Annotated in this window: 18 protein-coding genes and 1 other RNA gene; 17 read left to right on the forward strand and 2 right to left on the reverse strand. The window is 63.0% G+C overall.

Annotated features, from left to right (window positions below):
* Positions 1-7: 7 nt before the first annotated feature.
* Complete coding sequence (locus AB0O87_RS05765) at positions 8-997, reverse strand: MoxR family ATPase (protein ID WP_363512548.1); 990 nt, start codon at positions 995-997, stop codon at positions 8-10.
* Positions 998-1104: 107 nt separating this feature from the next.
* The gene (locus AB0O87_RS05770) at positions 1105-4014 is read right to left on the reverse strand and encodes a DEAD/DEAH box helicase family protein (protein ID WP_363512550.1); all 2910 of its coding nucleotides are present in this window, start codon (positions 4012-4014) and stop codon (positions 1105-1107) included.
* Positions 4015-4080: 66 nt separating this feature from the next.
* On the opposite strand from AB0O87_RS05770, the gene ffs reads away from it, so the two are divergent.
* The 17 genes from ffs to AB0O87_RS05855 all read left to right on the forward strand — a co-directional run bounded on the left by ffs (position 4081) and on the right by AB0O87_RS05855 (position 22812).
* An RNA gene (gene ffs / locus AB0O87_RS05775) (signal recognition particle sRNA small type) lies at positions 4081-4177 on the forward strand.
* A gap of 68 nt (positions 4178-4245) precedes the next feature.
* The gene (locus AB0O87_RS05780; protein WP_363512552.1) at positions 4246-4848 is read left to right on the forward strand and encodes a rhomboid family intramembrane serine protease; all 603 of its coding nucleotides are present in this window, start codon (positions 4246-4248) and stop codon (positions 4846-4848) included.
* Between the two features lie 4 nt (positions 4849-4852).
* Positions 4853-5536 (forward strand): hypothetical protein, encoded by a 684-nt coding sequence (locus AB0O87_RS05785; RefSeq protein ID WP_363512554.1) that lies wholly within the window; start codon positions 4853-4855, stop codon positions 5534-5536.
* Between the two features lie 64 nt (positions 5537-5600).
* Positions 5601-5768, forward strand: a complete 168-nt coding sequence (locus AB0O87_RS05790) for a hypothetical protein (protein WP_363512556.1) — start codon at positions 5601-5603, stop codon at positions 5766-5768.
* Between the two features lie 174 nt (positions 5769-5942).
* Positions 5943-6542 carry a hypothetical protein gene (locus tag AB0O87_RS05795; RefSeq protein WP_363512558.1) on the forward strand — a complete coding sequence of 200 codons (600 nt, stop codon included), beginning with the start codon at positions 5943-5945 and terminating at the stop codon, positions 6540-6542.
* A gap of 370 nt (positions 6543-6912) precedes the next feature.
* Positions 6913-7344 carry a hypothetical protein gene (locus AB0O87_RS05800; RefSeq protein WP_363512560.1) on the forward strand — a complete coding sequence of 144 codons (432 nt, stop codon included), beginning with the start codon at positions 6913-6915 and terminating at the stop codon, positions 7342-7344.
* A 52-nt stretch (positions 7345-7396) separates the two neighbouring features.
* Positions 7397-9520, forward strand: a complete 2124-nt coding sequence (pta, locus tag AB0O87_RS05805) for a phosphate acetyltransferase (protein ID WP_363512562.1) — start codon at positions 7397-7399, stop codon at positions 9518-9520.
* 3 nt (positions 9521-9523) lie between these two features.
* Positions 9524-10744 (forward strand): acetate kinase, encoded by a 1221-nt coding sequence (locus AB0O87_RS05810; protein WP_363512564.1) that lies wholly within the window; start codon positions 9524-9526, stop codon positions 10742-10744.
* 74 nt (positions 10745-10818) lie between these two features.
* On the forward strand, positions 10819-11619 hold the full coding sequence (locus AB0O87_RS05815) for an HAD-IA family hydrolase (RefSeq protein ID WP_363512945.1): 801 nt from the start codon (positions 10819-10821) through the stop codon (positions 11617-11619).
* On the forward strand, positions 11616-14129 hold the full coding sequence (locus AB0O87_RS05820) for a glycosyl hydrolase family 65 protein (RefSeq protein WP_363512566.1): 2514 nt from the start codon (positions 11616-11618) through the stop codon (positions 14127-14129). The genes AB0O87_RS05815 and AB0O87_RS05820 overlap by 4 nt, the downstream gene beginning before the upstream one ends.
* A gap of 51 nt (positions 14130-14180) precedes the next feature.
* Positions 14181-16358 (forward strand): DNA polymerase III subunit gamma and tau, encoded by a 2178-nt coding sequence (locus tag AB0O87_RS05825; RefSeq protein ID WP_363512568.1) that lies wholly within the window; start codon positions 14181-14183, stop codon positions 16356-16358.
* Positions 16358-16951 (forward strand): recombination mediator RecR, encoded by a 594-nt coding sequence (recR, locus tag AB0O87_RS05830; protein ID WP_363512570.1) that lies wholly within the window; start codon positions 16358-16360, stop codon positions 16949-16951. Before AB0O87_RS05825 ends, recR begins: the two co-directional genes overlap by 1 nt.
* 263 nt (positions 16952-17214) lie before the next feature.
* Complete coding sequence (locus AB0O87_RS05835; RefSeq protein WP_363512572.1) at positions 17215-18495, forward strand: aspartate kinase; 1281 nt, start codon at positions 17215-17217, stop codon at positions 18493-18495.
* Positions 18496-18676: 181 nt separating this feature from the next.
* Positions 18677-19747 carry an aspartate-semialdehyde dehydrogenase gene (locus AB0O87_RS05840; protein ID WP_363512574.1) on the forward strand — a complete coding sequence of 357 codons (1071 nt, stop codon included), beginning with the start codon at positions 18677-18679 and terminating at the stop codon, positions 19745-19747.
* Positions 19748-19852: 105 nt separating this feature from the next.
* Positions 19853-21283 carry a malate dehydrogenase (quinone) gene (gene mqo / locus AB0O87_RS05845; protein ID WP_363512948.1) on the forward strand — a complete coding sequence of 477 codons (1431 nt, stop codon included), beginning with the start codon at positions 19853-19855 and terminating at the stop codon, positions 21281-21283.
* 9 nt (positions 21284-21292) lie between these two features.
* Positions 21293-21946 carry a thymidine kinase gene (locus tag AB0O87_RS05850; protein WP_363512576.1) on the forward strand — a complete coding sequence of 218 codons (654 nt, stop codon included), beginning with the start codon at positions 21293-21295 and terminating at the stop codon, positions 21944-21946.
* A gap of 143 nt (positions 21947-22089) precedes the next feature.
* Positions 22090-22812, forward strand: a complete 723-nt coding sequence (locus AB0O87_RS05855; RefSeq protein WP_363512578.1) for an FCD domain-containing protein — start codon at positions 22090-22092, stop codon at positions 22810-22812.

A 22812-nucleotide genomic window follows, 5' to 3' on the forward strand; every position in this document is an offset into this window, starting at 1 on the left:
ACGGAGGTCAGGCGCGGGTGGCGACGGGAACGCGCACACGCTCGATGAGCTGGGTGAGCGCGGCCTCGACAGACTGCGCGCCAGCGCGCTGAGCACCTCGTGCTGGCAGGAGTCGGTGCGCGAAAACCGGGATGATCAGGGCGGTGATGTCGTCGGGGATAACGTACTCACGACCGTCTAGAGCGGCCCATACCTTTGCCGCTCTCACGAGCTGTAGCGTCGCTCGGGGGCTCGCGCCGAGGTGCAGATTCGGGTCGGAGCGGGTCGCTTGCGCGAGTGCGACAGCGTACTCTTCCAGCGCTGGCGCTACGTGCACCGCTCGCGCCCACGCGATCAGTTGAGCGACAGATGCCGCGTCGGTGACCGGTGAGACAGCAGCCAACGGACTCACGGTGTCTCGCTGACGGAGCATGAGGGTTTCCGCTGCCGCGTCCGGATATCCCATGGAGATGCGCATCATGAAGCGGTCTCGTTGAGCTTCAGGCAGCGCGTAAGTTCCCTCCATCTCCAAAGGGTTCTGGGTAGCGACTACGAGAAACGGCTGAGGAAGCAGATGAGTCGCGCCGTCGACCGTAACTTGGCCCTCTTCCATCGCTTCCAACAGTGCTGATTGCGTCTTAGGGGAGGAGCGGTTGATCTCGTCGGCGATCACGATGTGAGCGAAAACCGCTCCGTGCTTGAACTCAAACTGACGGTCGACCGGGTTGTACACCGATACCCCCGTGATGTCACCGGGGAGTAGATCTGGCGTGAACTGAATGCGCCGCACTGTGGCATCAACGCTCGCGGCGAGCGCCTTGGCGAGCATCGTCTTGCCGACCCCTGGAACGTCTTCGATTAGCAGGTGTCCCTCGGCGAGGAAGCAGATGAGAGCGCTACGCACCGCATCCGGCTTCCCGTCGATCACTTGGCCCATCGCCCCGAGGATTGCGGAGGTTTGGGCGGCGAAAGTCTCGGCACCAACGAGCGGCGGGATTCGGTGGGCGTCCTCTGGCATGCATTCCCTCTCGCGTCGGCGCTGCGGTGCGCGTTAGTCGATCGTAACCCGGTGAAGATGCCGGAGCTCTGGCAGGTTGCTTTGAAGTTTTTGGAGCGCGTGCACTCTCATCCCCAGATTTTGCGCCGTGGTTCTGAGCGCTCTACGAGGCTCGGTGTGCTTCGCGCGATCTGCAGCAGTGCGAGACCTGTCGTCCCCTGAAGTTCGTGAAGTTCGCATTGGCCAACGCTTTCTAGCCAGCGTTCGGCGAACCGTTCGGCATCCGCGCGGCGGCGTGAGAGTGCTTTGGGTACTGGAAGCAGGCGTCGCCCTGGCACTGCACGGTCGACGAGCGAACGGATTCCATTGAGTAGCGCGGTAGGGCGCCCGAATACGCCCTGGTCAACTCGGAGCAAGAAACGCGGCGTTTCGGCTGGTCCGAAGAGTTCCTGCACGGCGTTCGCGATCATGTCGCGCTCACGGGGATTGCCGGCGACTTCGATCCAAAACTCATCGCGGTGATTGTGACGCACCTGAATCGCTGCGGTGTCGACCACCGCGATGTGTCCTGCATCGTGCAGGCTTCTGGCAACCGCGATTGCGGCTCCTTGATAGAGGGAGAGCGGATCGCGGAGGCGGCGCAACGCTCGCAGCACGCTTGAACCGCACAGCGCTGCGGTGGAGACCGCTGCCCCCACAGCCGCGGTGGCCAGACCGGCGCCGATCGGGATAGACAGCGCGCCGACGGTGGCGAACGCGCCGAGCGCCGCACCGATTCCGGCGGCGCTGATGCCGAACGTCACCGGAACGGCGGCGCCGAGCACGGGTCCTGTGCGCAAGAGCCGGGCGTCTGGGGTGGTGCGGATCGACACCACGTCGCGCTCCCGAGAGATCCAGGGCTCACCGACCCGCCAATCCGCCCGCGTGTGCGCTCTCGTGCGCGTCAACATCGACGTCTGGGCGTTGATCTCTTCGATCGTCGCACCTTCAGTCTTATCGAGTACGGCATCGAGCGCCGCGAGCGCTGGTCCAGGAAGCGCGTGCTCAAGACCGGAGACGATTTGCCTGCGGTCATCGGCACTAAGGCCCCACAGGTGGCTGTGCCTGCGTCGCAGACGATGAACTTCCGTGGTGCTATCAAGGTCGACAGTGGCCGGGATGAGGCACGCAACCGACCAGTTGTGCGCTACCTTTTCCGGCCACGCAGGATCGAGTCGCAGGGTGCGGCCGCGCAGCTGTTGGGTGCCAGCGCTGGTGGCGACGGCTGTGAGATCGATGAGGGTGTTTACCGATGGGCAATCCCACCCCTCGCCGAGTAGACCCCTCGTGCCGACAAGGACGCGGACCTCTCCCCGACGGATCAGTTCGGAGACGGCGGCGACCAGCCGGCCGCGTCCGGCGTCTGCCACCTGGAGGTCGCGGGTCGTGCCGGGGGAATCGATGATCGTGACGTCAGCGGCAAGGAGCTCGCGCAATAGAGTCGCGAAATTCACTGCGTCATCGGCGCGTACCCGCAGATGACGGGACGTCAGCAAAACTGGGCGCAGTCCTCTCGTGACCTCATCGTCGGAGATCAGGTCGAACGCCCGCAGTGCGCCCGCAGGTTCGCCCGCCATACCGCGATGGTTCCCATGCTCGACAAAGTCCGTCACCACGACGGCACGTAGCTGCCCCGCAGCGTCGCCTTCGAGCTCGCGGCGCAGAATGTCGACGGCCGCTTGATCTTTCGATGCGGAATAGGTCAGCGTGCTCTCGATCGGATTGCGCCCTTTTCGCAAGCCTCGGTCGGTGAGGTGGTGGCCGAAATCGGCGAGCGCTCGCCGCACATAGTCCCACTGTCCGCGTGCGGCTGGGTCGGTGAGGAGCTGTGTCTGAGCGAAGCGGGTGAGCACAACCAGCAGGTCGTCTGTGGTGCAGCGGCCGAAAAGCGTCGGGGAAAGAAGTGCACATAGAGGATGTGTGGGAGCGACAGTGGCAAGTACCACTCCAGTGGAGCGGGTGAGCGCGAAATCAGTGGAGAGTGCTCGTTCTAGCCGCATGCGCTGCTCGAGCTCGGGGCGCACGTCGGCAACCTCCGGTTGTAGCTGCGCTTCGAGGTAGGAGAGGCCGTCTGGGGAAGACAGGACGTTGACGATGAGATCTTCCAGGAGCGCTTCGTGGCGTCGAATGAAATCTGCTTCTGCCGGTTCCGGCTGGGTGAACCACACCTGGTCGCGGTAGGGGGCGAGGTGTCCCTCTTTCACAACGGCGGGGGCGGGTACCTCGTAGTCCACTTCGCCGAGTAGCTGCGAATAGTTCTCGTACTCTGTTTCATCCTCAGGCGAGGGGAGCGTCGCTGTGAGCCCAATAACGACCGGAGTGTTTCCCGTGGCGCGGATGCGTGCCGTCAGGTAGGCGACCACCAGCGCCCAGTGATCGAGGAGATGGTGACACTCATCGAGAACAATCGTGCGAACGCCCGCATCGACGATCGCGTCGATCAGAGCGACGGCGTTCGGATGCAAGACGAGAGCGAGTTCATCCGGTCGCTGGCGTGCGAATTGGCGGCGTACTCGGCGCACTCGACGCCGTATCCCTGCCCGATACTCGCGGGCATTATCGACGTTCAGTACCGCGAGCCAGGTGGCGGCGTCTGCTTCGGAGCGTCCGGCTTCTGTGAGCTCAGCGACCCATTGGCGTCTGGCTAACTCGTCGAAGGGAGCACCATCTCCGGTGACGCTCAGGAGCTGATATGTCAGCGCAGTGAGGTCGCCGAGCGCCTGTGGATCGTCAGAGACCGATGCGTCATCTGGCGCGATTCCTCTGGCTGTCTGCAACCACTGTTGCCGAATAGTGACGGTAGGCGCGAGCACGAGGGTTCGGTGTCCCTCTCGCGCGGCCAGTAAGAGTCCGAGCAGAGTCTTGCCCGATCCTGGCGGGGCGACGATGTGCATCTTCTCCTCGGTGCCCACAGCGATGCGTTCCAGCACCTCCGCCTGGTAGGTGCGCAGGGTGCCGCGAAAGTGCCACAACGCGAGAGGGCGATCGGAGGCATCCATGACATGCTCAGTCTGCCAAAGACCCGGGGCGTGACGATGCACCGGTTGCTGTCGGGTTAGAATAGTTGCGGCTCTCCGCGTGGCGGCATCCAGGCCAATTCCCCCAGGGCGGAAACGCAGCAAGGGTAACCGGGCTCTGCTGGGTGCGCGGAGAGTCTTTTTCTTTGCCTACGCGCTGTATTCGTCTCGCAGTCTCAGTCTGCTCAAGGGCGCACCTGCGACAATCGTCCGGTGACCGTCACTCAGCCGCCGCGGGCGCAGCATCCCCTCGCCCGGTTCGCCTCACCGGTGCTTCTGCTCGTTGCGATGTGGGTCGTGCAGTTCGCTGATGCGATTCTTCCCGGTTCGTTTACAGGCTTCGGAATACGGTCATGGGACTTTTCGGGGCTGGGCGGCATCGTGCTCGGTCCGCTGCTGCACGCGAATTGGCAGCACCTCATCGCCAACTCCATCCCCTTCCTTATCCTCGGCTGTCTTGTGGCGGTCGAGGGTGCCCGGCGCTTCTGGGCTGTCACAGCCATTGTGGCGATTATCAGTGGGGCCGGCACCTGGGTGTTCAACACCCCAGGAACACTGACGGTGGGGGCGTCGGGGCTCGTGTTCGGCTATTTCGGTTACGTCATCATGCGCGTCTTCGCCCCAGGAAGAGTCGCGCATCGCATTGCATACGCCGTGGTCGCTGTCATCGTCCTTCTGCTGTACGGCGGTTCGATGGCCGCAGGGGTCTTCGGGGTGGCCGCGGGGGTCTCTTGGCAGGCGCACCTGTTCGGAGCGATCGGTGGCGGGATCGCAGCGCTTGCGGGCCGGCGCCCGCGCGGGAAGCGCGGAGCATGACTCGATGAGATCGACAACCACGCGCGGTCGTGCAACCAAGAAATCGACAGCGCGACGCAAGAAGACGACCAGTCGACGCAAACCAGGGGCGCGGCGAAAGGCGGCGCACAGGCTGAGGCGACGTCGTATTCTGCGTCGAATCCTCCTCTCCGGTGCCGTCGTCGCTATCGCTGTGGGCATGCTCGTCTTGATCCCTGTGGGGCTCGCCCGTGACGCAGGTCCTTACTGCATCACTGAGCCGCAGAAGTTTCCCGCTGCTGGCGTCAAAGGATGGAGTGGTGAGCAGCTGGAGAACGCCGCAACAATCGTGCGCACAGCGCAGTCCCTAGGGTTCGACCGCGAGGGCCAGATCCTCGGCGTGATGACGGCGATGGGGGAGAGCAGTCTGCGCAACATCGACTACGGCGACTGGGAGACGCAAGGTTTTACGAACCCGGATGGCTCCCGCACGACGAGTATCGGACTGTTCCAACAGCAGGACTGGTGGGGGAGCGTCGAGCAGCGAATGGACCCTGAGACCACGACGACATTGTTCTATGACCGCCTCGGTCGCCTTCCCAACTGGCAGTCGATGGACCCAACGGTGGCCATTCACAGCGTGCAGGTCAACATGGACCGCGACTACTACGCACAATTCGAGGCCGGCGCTACATCCGTGGTCGACGCGCTTTCTGGTCCGTGTGCATGAAAGCTCGTGCGTGTCGATAGAGTGGTCGCCCGAGCAGGTCTAAGCTGCGCACGTACGACGATCTGTGCGAACGCGTGGTCTCGTTGTCGATGCGGTCGGTGGCGCTCTCCTTGTTGGCGCCGGTGCTCGGTGGGGGTGGGAAGCGCTGGTCCCGCTCGACGTGCGCGAATCAATTGACGGCTGGATGTATGACGCGACGTCCGGATGGCAGGGCCCTCAACTTGCGAGGTAAGCGATGATTCATAAAGTGCGGTTGTCTCCGCGCATCCCGACTGCGACGCCGTCGTTGGTCCCGACAGGTGGGCCTGCGCCCGCTGTCGGCTGGGTAGTGGTTGTTTGCTCCATTTGCGCGTTGATCTGTATCGCATTTGCGATATGGGATAGTCGCAGTGGGTTCAGACTCCTCATGGGCAGCTTTGCTTTCGGGCTTCTGGTACTTCAGGCCTATTTTCTGGTGGTGTCTCTTTCTGTGAAGCGCGGCGTGGTTCGTGTCTCGAAGGCTGGTCCTTTGCGCTTTCTCTCCCCGCCAACGAACCGGGCGATGCTCGTGCTCCTCGTACTCGTATGCCTGGTTCCTGGGGTCATTGTTGTCATCAGCATGGTGTTCGATCTGCCGATGGCGGATGGTCGCTCTCTGAGGAGTGGGCCACTGGGCCTCGCGATCATCGCTATCGGCGGGCTTGGTGCTTTGCTTTGGTCGGTTCGTACGCCTGCGGGTCTCACTCTTGATGAGCGGGGGCTTCGCGGGGTCCGCGAGCATACTTCCTTCGATGTCGAGTGGGACGGCCTCGTGCGAGCAGAGTCGGGTGGGAAGATGGGGATGAAGCTGACCCTCCATTTTCGTGATCGCCGCCGACCCGTGGTGGTTGGCGGACCTCAGATTGGCTCCGATCCGGCTGTCGTTGCCGCGGTTATTGAGTACTACCGGTTGCATCCCGCAGAGAGAACTCATCTCTCGGACGGTCCGGGTGCGATTCGGGTCGTTGAGGCGCGCGCAAGTTGCTGAGTTGCGTGTGTGGCCTCAACTTCCGAGGTAAACGATGATTCAAAAAGTGCGGTTGTCTCCGCGCATCCCGACTGCGACGCCGTCGTCGGTCCCGACAGGTGGGCCTGCGCCCGCCCTCGGCTGGGCAGTGGCTTTCTTCTCCCTCTGCGCGTTGATCGGTATCGCGTTTGCGATATGGGATAGCCGCAGTGGGTTCAGACTCCTTATGGGCGGGATGGCCCTCGGGTCTCTGGCACTTCCGTCTTATTTTGTGGTGCTATCGCGAGCAGTAAAACGCGGAGTTGTGCGGATCTCGAGGACCGGTCCTTTGCGCTTTCTCCCCCCGGCAGCGAACGGAGCGATAACGATACTTTTTGCAGTCTCGGGTCTCGTGTCCGGCGTTCTCATCATTATTGTTTCGGTGTTCGATTTGCCGATGGCGGGCGGCCGGTTTTTGGTCAGTGGGCCCATCGTGCTTGGGGTCACTGGTCTTGTTCTGCTCGGGTGGATGGTGGGGGAGCTTCGGAAACCTCTGGGCCTGACTCTCGATGAGCGGGGGCTGCGTGGGGTTCGTGAGAGCGCGTCGATTGATGTCGAGTGGGATGACATTGTGCGTGTATCTACGTGCGGACCCCACAAAGCGCAGGTCATGGTTCAGTTGCGAGATGGCGGTCGTAAGGTGGTTGGTGGCACACAGATCGGGTCAGATCCGACCTTCGTCGCCGCGATTATTGAGTACTACCGGTTGCATCCCGCAGAGAGAATTCATCTCTCGGACGGTCCGGGTGCGATTCGTGCCGTTGAGGCGCGCGCGAACCAGTAGCGAAACCGCCCCGGTGCCGACTGTTGTCTGGTGCCGCGCCTAAGCTGGGCTCGTGGCGCGGAGCATTTATATAACCTCGGCCGAAGGTCATACCGGCAAGTCGACGATCGCCCTCGGGGCGCTCGACGCGCTGATGCGTGTCTCTCCGCGGGTGGGGGTGTTCCGGCCCATCGCCCGCTCGGTCAGCGCGCGAGATGAGATCCTCGAGCTGATGCTCGCGCACGACGGAGTGCACCTCGATTACGACGATTGCATCGGGGTGACCTACGACGATGTGCGGGCTAACCCCGAAGCCGCGCTATCGACGATTGTCGCGCGATTCAAAGCAGTAGAGGCACAGTGCGAGTCGGTGGTCATCATCGGCAGTGACTACACCGATGTTGCGAGCCCCGCCGAGCTGGGGTTCAACGCCAGAATCGCCGCAAACCTGGGCGCTCCGGTTTTGCTCGTGCTCAGCGGTCGCGATCAGCAACGTCAAGCAGAACAGCTCGGCACCACAACGGCCAGGCCCGCCGCCGCGGTCGCCCAGATCGCCGCCCTTGCCCTCGCCGAGCTGGGGCAAGAGCGCGCTGAACTGTTCGCGGTCGCTGTCAACAGGGCCGACCCAGAGGCACTCGACACGATCATCGAAGCGGTGCAGGCATCGCTCCCCGTCGAGACCACGCCGGTCTGGGCTATCCCGGAAGATCGCGCACTCGTCGCGCCATCGATTCGCGGCCTCTTGGCCGCCGTCGACGGAAAGCTCCTGCAGGGTGACGATGACCGTTTGACAAGAGAAGCACTGACAATCGTGGTCGCAGGCATGTCGATGGTGAACGTGCTTCCTCGGCTCTCTGAAGAAGCAGTGGTGGTAATCCCCGCCGATCGCACCGAGGTTTTGTTGGCCGCCCTGCTGGCCGATTCTTCTGGCACCTTCCCGCGCATCGCCGGGATCATTCTGAACGGGCCATTTCCGTTGCCGGAGCCGATCGTGCAGCTGCTCGACGGGCTGGGGTCTTCCGTTCCGATCATCACCACCGACCTCGGCACGTACGACACCGCCGTGCGGGTGATGAGCACGCGCGGGCGCATTTCCGCCGACTCTCGAGGCCGTTACGATCGTGCACTCGGGCTGTTCCAGGCACACGTCGACATTGCGCAGCTCACGACCCAACTCGGGCTCGCTGAGGCGCGCGTCGTGACACCACTGATGTTCCAGTACGGGTTGATGGAACGCGCCAGAGCAGACCGTCGCCGCGTTGTTTTGCCGGAGGGGGAAGACGACCGCATCCTTCGTGCTGCCGCCATCCTGCTCGCGCGAGAGGTGGCGGATCTGACGATCCTCGGCGACGAGGGCGCCATTCGCGCGCGAGCGGGCGAAATTGGGGTCAATATTGAGGCGGCTCAGGTACTCAGCCCTACCGACCCTGAGTTGGTCGAGCGCTTCGCCGCCGAGTACGCAGGCCTGCGCGCGCACAAGGGCATCACGCTCGCCCAGGCGGCAGACACCGTTACCGATGTGTCGTACTTCGGCACGATGATGGTGCATCTCGGCCTCGCAGACGGAATGGTCTCAGGCGCGGCGCACACCACGGCACACACCATTCGTCCTTCATTCGAGATCATCAAGACGAAGCCGCGGGTGAATGTCGTTTCGAGCGTCTTCCTGATGGCGCTCGCCGACCGCGTGCTCGTCTACGGCGACTGCGCCGTGATCCCTGACCCGACCAGCGAGCAGCTTGCCGACATCGCTATCTCATCGGCGACAACGGCCACGCAGTTCGGTATCGATCCGCGCGTCGCGATGCTCTCCTATTCGACGGGCGAGTCCGGATCCGGTGCCGACGTCGATAAGGTCCGCGAGGCGACAGCCCTCGTCCGCGAGCGTGCGCCGGAGCTCCCCGTCGAGGGGCCGATTCAGTACGATGCCGCGGCAGATGCGGCGGTTGCCAAAGCCAAGCTTCCTGATTCAGCCGTCGCGGGCAAAGCAACGGTTTTTGTGTTTCCCGACCTCAACACCGGCAACAACACTTACAAGGCAGTGCAGCGATCAGCCGGGGCTGTAGCGATTGGCCCCGTGTTGCAAGGACTCAACAAGCCCATCAACGACCTCTCCCGTGGGGCGCTCGTAGATGACATCGTCAACACTGTCGCGATCACCGCAATTCAGGCCCAAAACGCCGAGAGTGGGAGCTGACAGATGAGCGCCATCCTGGTGATCAACAGCGGTTCATCCTCCCTCAAATACAGCCTGCTCGACATCGAGCATGAGCGGGTGCTCGCCAATGGACTTATCGAGCGCATCGGGCAAAGCACCAGCCCTGTCTCGCACACGGCCGTGAACGCAGCAGATGCAGATGCGACGACAACAATGCTGGATGCGACGTATCGCAGTGAGCAAACAATCGCCGATCATGCGACCGCATTCGACGTGATGCGAGAGCAGTTCGCCACGCACGGTCCGTCGTTTGACGAGCATCGACCGGTCGCTGTCGGCCACCGTGTGGTGCACGGTGGGGCTCGTTTTTACGCGCCGACTCTGATTGATGCTGATGTGGAACGTCAGATCAACGAGCTCGCGGTGCTTGCCCCGCTGCACAACCCCGCAAACCTCGCGGGTATCGTCGCCGCACGCGCCGTCTTCGACGAGGTGCCGCATGTCGCCGTATTCGACACGGCCTTCCACCAGACGCTCCCACCGGCGGCATATACCTATGCGATTGACGCAGCCCTCGCCGCAGAACATCGGGTGCGCAGATACGGGTTTCACGGCACAAGTCACCAGTATGTGAGTGAAGCGGCAGCGGCATTCCTCGGTCGCGACAACTCCACGCTCCGGCAGCTGGTCTTTCACCTTGGCAACGGTGCATCTGTGACCGCGATCGATGGTGGTCGGTCAGTAGAAACCTCGATGGGGCTTACCCCACTAGAGGGTCTTGTGATGGGGACGCGCTCTGGGGATATCGATCCGGCTGCGCTGCTGCATCTTTCGCGTCGTGCGGGCTATTCGATTGACGATCTTGACTCCCTCCTTAACACGCGAAGCGGCCTTGCTGGTCTTGCTGGTCGCAGCGACATGCGCGACATCTTGACAGGAAGGGCCGAGGGGGATGAGGCCGCAACCTTGGCATTCGACGTGTACGTGCATCGCCTCCGCGCCTACGCCGGTGCCTACATCGCCCAGTTGGGGGGAGTAGATGTGATCTCGTTCACCGCAGGAGTGGGAGAAAACGCCGCCGCAGTGCGGGCTGAATCCATGGCGACCCTCGGATTCGCGGGTATCGAGGTCGATGACGCGCGAAACGAAAAACGTGAGTCCGGTATTCGTCGCATCTCAACGGATGCCTCTTCGGTGACAGTCCTCGTTGTGCCAACGAACGAGGAGTTGCAGATCGCCAGGCAGACAGCCGAGTTGCTCTGATCCGTTTGCAGGGGTTACCTCCCAGCACGTGACCCCATTACGCTGGAAATGTGGCACGGAGAGGTGCCGACCCGATGATCGCCCCTTCTCCTGGAGGCTCTGTGCCAGACGCACTGCCCGACATGTTCCACGCCGACGGCGTGCTCTTCGACCTTGACGGAGTACTCACTCCCACGGCCGAGGTGCATATGCGCGCCTGGAAGGTCGTGTTCGACGACGTTTTCGAACAGTGGGGCTTGAAAGAGCCATATACCGACGCGGACTACTACGAGTACGTCGATGGCAAAAAGCGCTACGACGGCGTCGCCAGTCTTCTACGCAGTCGCAATGTGGAAGTTCCGTGGGGTGAGGTCGATGACGCTCCAGAAGCCGAGACCATCTGCGGTATCGGTAACCGCAAGAACGCTGCGTTCGCTGCGTCGCTCCGAGCCGAGGGCATTGCCCCGTATGCAGGTTCGTTGGCTCTTGTAGAGCTCTTGCGTGACGCCGGAGTTCCGCTCGGTGTCGTGTCGAGTTCCAAGAACGCCGAAGAGGTATTGGGCGCGGCTGGCCTTCGTTCTTTCTTCCGGATTGTGGTCGACGGTGTGGTCGCCGAACGTGATGGCCTTTCATCCAAGCCCGCCGCCGACATGTTCGCCGCAGGCGCCGCAGCCCTGGGCGTCGATCCTGCACGTGCGGTAGCCGTTGAAGATGCGACCTCCGGGGCAGCATCAGCCGCCGCCGCCGGTTTCGCGACGGTGGTCGGCGTTGACCGAGGCGCAGGCGCAGATGCGCTGCGCGAAGCCGGAGCGACCGTCGTCGTTGACGACCTCGACGTCTTCGTCCCAGACAACACAGACAGTACTGACAGCACCAACAGTCCGGAGTCCGCATGATCGATCCCGACCGCGACCGCTTTCCCGTTGACCCGTGGCGTCTAATCGACACGCGCTATTCGGAAGAGGGCGTCAGCGAGACGCTGTTCTCCGTGGGTAACGGATACCTTGGCCTGCGTGGAAACCACATTGAAGGGCGTGGTTCTCACGAACACGGCACCTTCATCAATGGTCTGCATGAGACCTGGCCGATTCGGCATGCCGAGAAGGCGTATGGCTTCGCGGAGGTTGGCCAGACGATCGTCAACGCCCCGGATGCGAAGGTGATGCGGATCTACGTCGATGACGAGCCCATCTCCCTTGACGATGCCGACGTGCGGGAGTACCGCCGCACGCTCGATATGCGCACCGGCATCTTGGAGCGCCACGTCGTGTGGGAGACACCATCGGGCAAGCGCATTCGCATGCGCGACGAGCGCATCGTGAGCTTTGAAGAGCGCCACCTCGCTGTACTTCGACTTGAGGTTGTTGTCGAAAATGCCGACGCCCCCGTCACGATCAGCTGCCAGATCCTCAACAGGCAAGACGGCGCTGGCGTTTACGCCGGCACTCCGCTGGGGACAACGCCCGAGGGTTTTGACCCTCGCAAGGCAGAAAAGATCGCCGATCGCGTGTTGGAACCAGCCGAGCACTGGCAAGACGGATTGCGCTCTGCGTTGTCGTACCGTGTGGCCAACTCCGGCATGACGGTCGCAGTCGTTGCCGACCACGTTATCGACACGGAAAACGAATACAACGTCCGCGAGCTCATCGAGCCAGACATCGCAAAGAACGTGTTCAGGGTGCAGGCGAAGGCAGGTGTGCCGATCACGCTCACCAAGCTCGTCAGCTACCACTCGTCGCGGGGCGTGCCTCCACGAGAGCTCGTTGATCGTTGTCGCCGGTCGCTTGACCGTGCAGCTGCCGAGGGTGTGGAGTCGGTTTTCCAGCGTCAGCGCGAATGGCTCGATGCGTTTTGGGAACGAAGTGACGTGCAGATCGGTGGGCGTGACGACCTCCAACAGGCCATCCGCTGGTGCCTGTTCCAGCTCGCGCAGGCCTCAGCGCGAGCCGACGGCGCAGGTGTCCCCGCTAAGGGAGTATCCGGCTCTGGCTACAGCGGTCACTACTTCTGGGACACAGAGGTCTATGCGTTGCCGTTCTTGACGTACACCTCTCCCCGGTGGGCCTACAACGCACTACGCGCGAGGGCGCGCATGTTGCCGGCTTCGCGCCGCCGTGCCGCACAGCTCAACGAGGCGGGGGCGCTATTCCCCTGGCGCACCATCAACGGCGAAGAGGCTTCGGCCTACTACGCTGCAGGCACAGCGCAGTACCACATCAATGCCGACGTGAGCTTTGCTCTGGGCAAGTACGTGCGCGCGACGGGGGATGAAGAATTCCTGCGCCGCGAGGGTGCAGACATCGCCATCGAGACCGCGCGCCTGTGGGCGACTCTCGGGTTCTGGCGTGCGTCGCGCGTGGTCGGCGATACCGGCGCGGAAGACGGTATCGAGACCTTCCACATTCACGGCGTCACCGGTCCAGACGAGTACACGACCGTCGTCAACGACAACCTCTACACAAACGTGATGGCGCGCTACAACCTGCGTTACGCCGCCAGAATCGTGCGTGAAATTCGCGACGAGTTCCCGGACGACTACGTGAAGATCGTCGACCGTACTGGCCTCGGTCCTGGTGAGGTTGAAGCGTGGGAGCGTGCGGCTGAAGCGATGTACATCCCGTACAGCGAAGCCCTGGGCATTCACCCGCAGGATTCGCTGTTCCTCGAGCGGGAGATTTGGGATCTGGCAAACACTCCGTCAGAACAGCGCCCGCTCTTGCTGCATTTCCACCCTCTGGTGATCTACCGGTTCCAGGTGCTCAAGCAGGCAGATGTCGTGCTGGCGCTGTTCCTGCAGGGCAATCACTTCACACCGGAAGAGAAAAAGGCTGACTTCGACTACTACGACCCGCTGACCACAGGCGACTCGACCCTGTCGGCGGTTGTGCAGTCGATTCTCGCCGCCGAGGTGGGGTACCAAGACCTTGCTCAGACGTACTTCGAGCAGTCCCTGTTCGTCGACCTCCACGACCTGCACCACAATGCGGCAGACGGCGTGCACGTCGCGTCAGCCGGTGGCGTGTGGACCGCGTTGGTCTGCGGGTTCGGGGGAATGCGTGACTACGCGGGTGACCTGAGTTTCGACCCGAGGCTGCCGGCTGATTGGCCCTCGCTTTCCTTCCCGCTCCAGTGGCAGGGCTCTGAGCTGTATGTGACGTTGACGAAGAGCGAGCTTCGCGTCGAGGTGCGCAGCGGCCCACCTGTGCCGTTCACTGTGCGTGATGAGGCGTGGATCGCCACTGTCGAAGAAGCAGCTGTCGTGCCGCTCGCCGATCAGGGTCCGTTGATTCCAGGGCGTCCGACGATCAAGCAGTTCGCCGGTGCCATGCGCGAAGACGGAACGCAGATGTCGGCGTCGGTCCCTGTCATCACGACGGCGACGCCGGTGGCCGAGCCGATCGATTGAGCATGTGGCTCAGGCCAGACGAACGTCCCTGGCACGCCGTAGGCTGTTGAGGTGACCACAGCCCTCTACCGCCGCTACCGGCCCGAGACGTTCGGCGAGATGATCGGGCAGTCTCAAGTGACCGATCCGCTCATGACAGCGTTGCGTGGAGACCGAGTCGGCCATGCCTACCTGTTTTCTGGCCCTCGTGGTTGTGGCAAGACCACTTCGGCGCGTATTCTCGCTCGCTGCTTGAACTGCGCCGAAGGTCCGACCGACGTGCCATGCGGCACCTGCCCCAGCTGCGTTGAGCTATCGCGTGCGGGCGGAGGTTCGCTGGACGTCGTCGAGATCGATGCGGCGAGCCACAACGGTGTCGACGATGCTCGCGATCTGCGTGAGCGCGCGACGTTTGCTCCCAGTCGCGATCGGTTCAAGATCTTCATCCTCGATGAGGCTCACATGGTCACCCCCCAGGGGTTCAACGCGCTGCTGAAGCTCGTGGAAGAGCCACCTGAGCACGTGAAGTTCATCTTCGCGACCACTGAACCTGAGAAGGTTCTCGGCACCATCCGCTCCCGCACGCACCACTACCCTTTCCGGCTGGTGCCGCCAGCGGCCATGCTGGAGTACGTCGCCAAACTCTGTGGTGAAGAAGGTGTGATCGTTGAGCAGGGTGTATTGCCGCTCGTTGTGCGCGCCGGTGGCGGTTCGCCGCGAGACACGCTCTCTCTGCTCGACCAGCTGATCGCTGGCTCCGATGCACCGGCAGGTTCCGAGACAGTCACTGTCGGCTATGCGCGTGCGGTGGCCCTGTTGGGATACACCCACGCGGCGCTCCTCGACGAGATCGTTGATGCGCTCGCCGCTGGCGACGCCGCTGCGGCTTTCCCCGCCATCGACCGCGTGGTGCAGACCGGTCAAGACCCACGCCGTTTTGTTGATGATCTGCTGGAGCGCTTGCGTGATCTGATTGTCATTGCGGCCGTCGGGGCTGGTGCCTCCGCAGTGCTGCGAGGGATCGCCGAAGATGACTTGGAGCGAATGCGCGGCCAGGCCGAGATCTTCGGTGCGGCACGGTTGTCGCGCACCGCCGATGTGGTCAGCGCAGCCCTCGACGATATGTCTGGCGCGACGTCTCCGCGGCTGCATCTTGAGTTGATGGTGGCGCGTGTTCTCGCCAGCGCGAAGAACACTGCGTCTATCCCTGCGTCGACAGCCGCCGCACCGGCTAGTCCTAGTCCTGCACACGCGGAGCGTTCGGTCGCTCCTCCTGCAGTTTCCGTCGCGGTGCCAGAATCGGCACCTGTTCCCGCACCAGCATCTGCTCCGGCACCAGCACCAGTCACGGAAACAGCGCCAGTCACGGAAGCTGCTCCGGTCGCGGAAGCAGGTCCGGTCGAACCGGAGACGCCTGTCACATTCGAGCGCATCGACCAGGCGTGGCCTGCCGTGCTCACCCGGCTCGAGAGCATCAGCCGCACCTCTTGGCTGCTGGCTACAGCCGTTCAGCCTCTCGCGTACGTGACGGATACCGAGGTTCTGACACTCGGATTCACCAGCCAACACGACGTTGCAAAGTTCAAGGGCACCACACCCGGTTCGGGGCCATCTGACCATCTGCGCTCCGCGATCGAGCAGGAGGTGGGTGTCAAGGTGAAGTACTTGCCTGCACCGATGCCCACCGGCAGTGCTCCGCGTCAACCTGCGTCGTCGGCACCATCGCCAGCCGACGATTCCGCTCCCGCATCGGAGCCTGCGTCAGCGGGGTCACCTCGATCTCAGGCCCGCAGCGCGTCGGCATCTTCGGTGACCGAGTGGGCGGTCGCCGCTATCCCCACGGCGCCGGAAACTCCCACGGGCAGTTCGCCGACTTCTTCGTTGCCCCTCGCTGTCGATGAGGAGCCGGAGGAGGTCGAGGCAGCAGCGGCCGCACCCGCTCCGCCATCCGATGGTGCTATTGACGGCGCTGTGGATGGGGACGAGCCTCCGCTCCCGAGCGACGATGACGCCCCGGCATACGACGAAGAGCCACCATACGACCCCTCGTACGAGCCTCCGATGTCTCGGCCAGTTGTGCCAGAGGCCAGGGCGGCTGCGCCGCGTGCGGTTGCCACCCCGCCGGTCGTCACCGAGCGCACGCCCTCTGCGGGGGGAGTGCAGAGGTATGGTGAGGCCGTAATCCGCCAGGTGCTCGGCGCCACGTTTGTGCGCGAAGAGCCCTACGAGCCCCCGACGAGGTTCTCCTGATGTATGACGGCATTGTTCAAGAACTGATCGATGAGTTCGGCAGGCTTCCCGGCATCGGACCGAAGTCCGCTCAGCGCATTTCGTTCCACATTCTGCAGACGCCGACGTTCGATGTGGCGCGTTTGGCTGAGCTGCTCAGCGAGATCCGTATTCGTGTGCGTTTCTGCGAGGTGTGCGGCAACGTCGCAGAGCAGGAACGGTGCGGAATTTGCCGTGATCCTCGTCGCAACCAAGCACTGATCTGTGTGGTCGAGGATGCGAAAGATGTCGCGGCGATCGAGCGCACGAGGGAGTTCCGGGGGCTTTACCACGTGCTCGGCGGTTCGATCAGTCCGATTGCCGGTGTCGGACCTGATGATCTTCGCATCGCGCAGCTTATGACGCGTCTGGCTGACGGCACCGTGCAAGAAGTCATTCTGGCGACAAACCCCAACCTTGAGGGGGAGGCAACGGCCAGCTACTTAAGCCGTCTGCTGACCACGATGCAGATCACGGTCTCCCGTCTCGCCTCCGGCCTTCCCGTCGGCGGCGACCTGGAGTACGCCGACGAGGTCACCCTCGGCCGCGCCTTCGAGGGCCGCCGCACCCTCTAACCCCCCCCACCTCTCCCCCCTTCTCCCCCCCCCCACGCCCCCACGCCCCCGCGCCATAAAAAATCGGCGAGTGCACGGCTTCGTGACGAGTGCACGGGCTAGCGACGCGAATATCCCGTGCGCTCGGCGCGATGCCGTGCACTCGGCGGAGGAGTGGGGATGCGGGAGATGGGATGGGGGAGTGCGTCACATGTGCAGATCGGTATATGGGGCGATCATAGAATGGGCGTGGGCGGATCCGCCCGAAATCCCAGGGAGTGATCTTGGCCCTCATTGTGCAGAAGTACGGCGGCTCGTCTGTCGCCGACGCAGAGAGCATCAAGCGCGTCGCCAAGCGCATCGTTGACAACCGCCGTGCCGGGCATGATGTCGTCGTCGCTGTGAGTGCGATGGGCGACACAACGGACGAGCTCCTCGAGCTCGCAAACGAGGTCGCGCCGATCCCCGCGCCGCGCGAACTCGACATGCTGCTCTCCAGCGGAGAGCGCATCTCGATGGCGCTGCTGGCAATGGCCATCCATTCGATGGGCTTCGAAGCACGCTCGTTCACCGGTAGCCAAGCGGGCATGATCACCGACTCGCAGCACGGCGCGGCTCGGATCGTCGACGTCACACCGGTGCGTCTTCGCGAAGCGCTCGATGAGGGCGCCATCGTGATCGTCGCCGGGTTCCAAGGCTTCAACCGCGATACCCGCGACATTACGACGCTGGGTCGTGGCGGCTCTGACACCACAGCCGTCGCGCTCGCAGCAGCACTGAATGCCGACGTCTGCGAGATTTACAGCGACGTTGATGGGATCTTCACCGCAGACCCCCGCGTGATCCCGAAGGCGCAGAAGCTCGATCACGTTTCCAGCGAGGAGATGTTGGAACTCGCGGCGAACGGCGCGAAGGTGCTGTACATCCGCGCAGTTGAATACGCGCGCCGCCACGGGGTCCTGATTCACGCTCGGTCGACGTTCTCGTCGGCCGAGGGCACATACGTTCTGGGTGAGGGCATGAAGAACCCTCGCGAAGCAGAGGGAGCAGTCATGGAAGAACCGATCGTCGCCGGCGTTGCCACCGACTTTAGCCAGGCCAAGATCACGGTCGCTGGTGTGCCAGATGTTCCAGGTAAGGCCGCAGAGATCTTCAAGATTGTTGCGAAGTCGGGCGCGAACGTTGACATGATCGTCCAAAACGTCTCGGCGACGGGCCGCACCGACATCTCCTTCACTGTCCCGAAGGCGGATGCGACGGCGGCGCTCAAGGCTCTGTCTGGAGATCAGACGGAGGTGGGCTTCCAGAGCCTGGTGCACGACGACCAGATCGGCAAGCTCTCCGTCGTTGGTGCCGGAATGCGTACGCACTCCGGTGTGTCCGCTGTGCTGTTCGAGGCGCTGTCTGCCGGTGGCATCAACATCGAGATGATCTCTACTTCTGAAATTCGTATCTCGGTCGTGCTGCGCGACACTGATCTGACCGAGGCTGCCCGCACGGTGCACACCGCATACGGTCTCGACGGCGACGCCGATGCGAAGGTTCACGCGGGCACCGGCCGCTAACTTCCGCCAATCGCCTTCGTTTTTCTGCCGACGAACGTTCGTCGTCCGGCCACAGACTCGGGGTCGGACGCTTGCGCGGTAGACTCGCCGAAACCCTGACACCGGCGCCAGGCGCAGCATCCGTATCCCGACGCCGCGCCCGACGCTTCGTACGCTTTACCGCACGACGCCAAGGAACATCATGACCCGCATCTCTGAAACAGGAATCTCCGTCGCCATCGTGGGCGCCACCGGCCAGGTCGGTACCGTCATGCGCGAGATTCTCGCCGAGCGGGCATTCCCGATCCGCGACCTGCGCCTGTTCTCGTCCGCACGCTCTGCGGGCACGGCCATCGAGTTCGGCGGCACCACGGTTATCGTCGAAGACGTCGAGATGGCAGATGCTGCTGGCATCGATATTGCTCTGTTCTCGGCAGGAGCCACCGCGAGCCGTGCCTACGCACCACGTTTCGCTGCTGCGGGTGCTGTTGTCGTCGACAACTCCAGCGCCTGGCGGATGGACCCAGAGGTTCCGCTCGTGGTGAGCGAGGTTAACCCGCACGCGATTGACGAGCGCCCGAAGGGCATCATCGCCAACCCGAACTGCACGACCATGGCCGCGATGCCGGTACTGAAGGTGCTGGATGCCGAGGCTGGTCTTGAGCGTCTGATCGTTTCTACCTACCAGGCAGTGTCCGGCTCTGGGCTGGCAGGTGCGCATGAGCTCCTCGGACAGGTCGAAGGTGTGCTCGCGCAGGGCAACACGCTCCGGTTGGTGCACGACGGTTCTGCGGTGGAGTTCCCGGAGCCAGAAAAGTACGTCGCGCCGATCGCTTTCGACGTGATCCCGTTTGCCGGCAACCTTGTTGATGACGGTGACAACGAGACTGACGAAGAGAAAAAGCTCCGCAACGAGAGCCGCAAGATCCTCGAACTGCCTGATCTCCGGGTCGCTGGCACCTGTGTGCGCGTCCCTGTCTTCACGGGCCACTCACTCTCGATCAACGTGGAGTTCGCGCGCGAAATCACGCCTGAACGTGCGCGCGAGGTGCTGGATGCCGCTCCGGGCGTGGTGCTCGATGAGATCCCGACGCCGTTGCAGGCGGCAGGCAAAGACCCGAGCTTTGTCGGTCGCATCCGTGCCGATCAGTCAGCCCCTGAAGGCAAGGGGTTGGTGCTTTTCCTCACCAACGACAACCTCCGCAAGGGTGCGGCCCTGAATGCCGTGCAGATCGCCGAGGTACTCGCAGAGCGGCTCACCAGCGCGCGCTGATTTTCTCTGGCGGCAGGGGCCAGCATGGTCCGCGGGAGCGTTGCTCCGAACTAGACTGGTTCGGTGACTGAAAACGTCGATGTCGTCCTGATCGGCGGTGGCATCATGAGCGCCACCCTGGGTACACTCCTGCACGAGCTGCAGCCTGAGTGGAAGATTGTCGCGTTCGAGCGGCTCTCCGATGTGGCTCAAGAGAGCTCAAATCCATGGAACAACGCGGGCACTGGCCACGCTGCTCTGTGTGAGCTGAACTACATGCCGCAGCAGGGCGACGCTCCACTGGACCCAGCGAAAGCCGTCTCGATCAACGAGCAGTTCCAGCAGAGCCGTCAGTTCTGGTCTTCGCTGGTGGAGAAGGGCGTGCTCGACGAGCCGTCGACCTTCATCAATGCCACACCGCACATGACTTTCGTGCGGGGCGAGAAAGACGTCGCTTACCTCAAGAAGCGCTACGAGGTGCTCAAAGCGCAGCCGCTGTTCGCTGGCATTGAGTACAGCGAAGACTCGCGCGTCATCAACCAGTGGGCGCCGCTTTTGATGCAACAGCGTCGGAAGGGCGAGCCGTTCGCGGCCACCCGTGTTCCTGCGGGCACCGACGTCGATTTCGGATCGCTGACGCATCAGCTCTTCGACCACCTCACCAGCTCCGGTGTTGCGCTGCGTACGAACCACGAGGTCCGCAGCTTAAAGAAGCAGAAGGATGGCACCTGGCTGGTCAAGTACCGCAACAGCATCGGCCACACCCCCAGTGAAGTGAAGGCACGTTTTGTCTTCGTGGGTGCGGGTGGCTGGGCGCTGAAGCTGCTGCAGAACTCCGGCATCCCCGAGATCAAGGGGTACGGTGTCTTCCCGATCGGCGGACAGTTCCTCAAGACCTCGAACCCCGACATCGTCGCGCAGCACAAAGCGAAGGTGTACTCGCAGGCCTCGGTCGGCGCGCCGCCGATGTCGGTGCCGCACCTCGACACCCGTGTGGTGGATGGGGAAGCGTCTCTGATGTTCGGGCCGTTCGCTACGTTCAGCCCCAAGTTTTTGAAGAACGGCTCGATGTTCGACATCGTGTCTCAGGTGCGCGCGCACAACCTGTTGCCGATGCTGCAGGTGGCGGTGAAGAACCCGAGTCTCATCACCTACCTGGTCGGCGAGCTGCTGAAGAATCACCCCAAGAAGGTGGAAAGCCTCCGCACATTCATGCCGACGGCGAAGGATGAGGATTGGACTCTCATCGACGCGGGACAGCGTGCGCAGGTCATGAAGAAGGATCCCCAGAAGGGTGGCATCCTGCAGTTCGGCACCGAGGTGGTGGCCGCATCTGACGGCTCGATCGCTGGTTTGCTCGGCGCCTCGCCTGGCGCATCGACCGCTGTGCCGATCATGCTTGATCTGCTGAAGAAGTGCTTCCCGGAGGAATACCCTGCGTGGGAGTCCGAGCTTCGTGCGCTGATTCCCACGTTCGGCGAGAAGCTCAACGTCGATGCAGACCTCGCGGAGCGTTCGACCTCGGCAACGGCCTCCGCTCTCGGCATCAACGCATAAGGCTGCACCGTGGCGAAGCTCTACTTCCGCTACGGCGCGATGAACTCTGGCAAGTCGACGGCGCTGCTTCAGGCGGCGTACAACTACGAAGAGCGCGGCCAACAGGTCTTGCTGGCCAAACCAGCGATCGACACCAAAGGTGCGGGGGAGATCGAGAGCCGACTGGGCGTCACTCGCCCGGTGGACTTTCTGATCGCGCCGGATGACGATGCGCGCCTGGTATTCGCCGAATACCGCGAGCGCATGCGTCACCGCACAGATGAAGAGCTGATTCCGGGGCGTCAGCGCGACGTGGCGTGTCTGCTCATCGATGAGGCACAGTTTCTGGCCCCTCACCAGGTTGACGATCTCTTTCGCATCGCGGTAGAGGATGGCACCCCGGTGATCGCCTACGGCATTCGCAATGACTTCCGTACGCATGCCTTCCCCGGATCCGCGCGCCTTCTTGCCATTTCGCACTCCCTGGAAGAGCTCAAAACCATCTGCCGATGCGGACGAAAAGCTGTGTTCAACGGTCGCGTGGTGGGCGGACGCTTCGTATTCGATGGTGACCAGGTCGCCATCGACGAAGGGGCAACGGGTTCCGCCGCGCCAGAACTCACCACATACGAGTCCCTCTGCGGCACTTGCTATCTCGAAGAATCGGCTGGCCGCCTGGGCTGATCCGCCCTCTCGTCGTTGCCGTCTTTCGGTCGCCCCGTTCGGCAGGTACTTCCTGAGTTGTGAACGGGGGGCGGTGTGCAGGTGAACGTGCTTGAGTGGTCTGACCACACGCGATAGCCTGTGGTCAGACCACAGGGGGATCGATGGCCGACCAACCAGCACGCGCATGGCAGCTCGTTCTCGAGCACATCGAGCGCGACCTCCTCGATGGGCGCATTGGTCCGGGAGATCACCTGCCCTCTGAACGCGAGCTGGCGACGACCCTCGGGGTTGGTCGCTCTAGCGTGCGTGAAGCGTTTCGCGTGCTCGAGGTGCTGGGGCTGATTCGTACCTCCACCGGGTCGGGTCCTCAGTCTGGAGCGATCGTGATCGCCACTCCGACCGGCGGAATGTCGGCGTTGCTGCGCCTACAGGTCGCCGCTCAGGGTTTTCCGCTCGACGACGTCGTGCGCACGCGGTTGGTGCTCGAAGATGCGGTCGTCACTGCGATCGCCGCCTCCGCATCCCGCGACACTGCACGCACCCATCAACTGTTGGATGCGATGGATGCGACCGATCTCACCCCTGCAGATTTCCTTGCCCTCGACGCGCAGTTGCACCTTTCGCTGGCCGAAGCCAGCGGAAACACGGTCATCGCCGCGATGATGGCTGGCCTGCGCTCCTCGATCGAGTCCTACGTGCAGGCGGGAGTCGTGGCCATCGCCGATTGGCCGGCGATGGCCACCCGCCTCCGCACAGAGCATCGTGCCCTTGTCGCAGCGATTGATGCCGCAGACGTTGAGACATCTCGCACGCTCGTCCACGACCACATCACCGGTTACTACACATCTGCGGGCCTCACCCGCGGCATCCACTCCCAGAACTGA

The sequence above is a fragment of the Microbacterium sp. NPDC076768 genome (assembly GCF_040687205.1).
Taxonomy (GTDB): Bacteria; Actinomycetota; Actinomycetes; order Actinomycetales; family Microbacteriaceae; genus Microbacterium.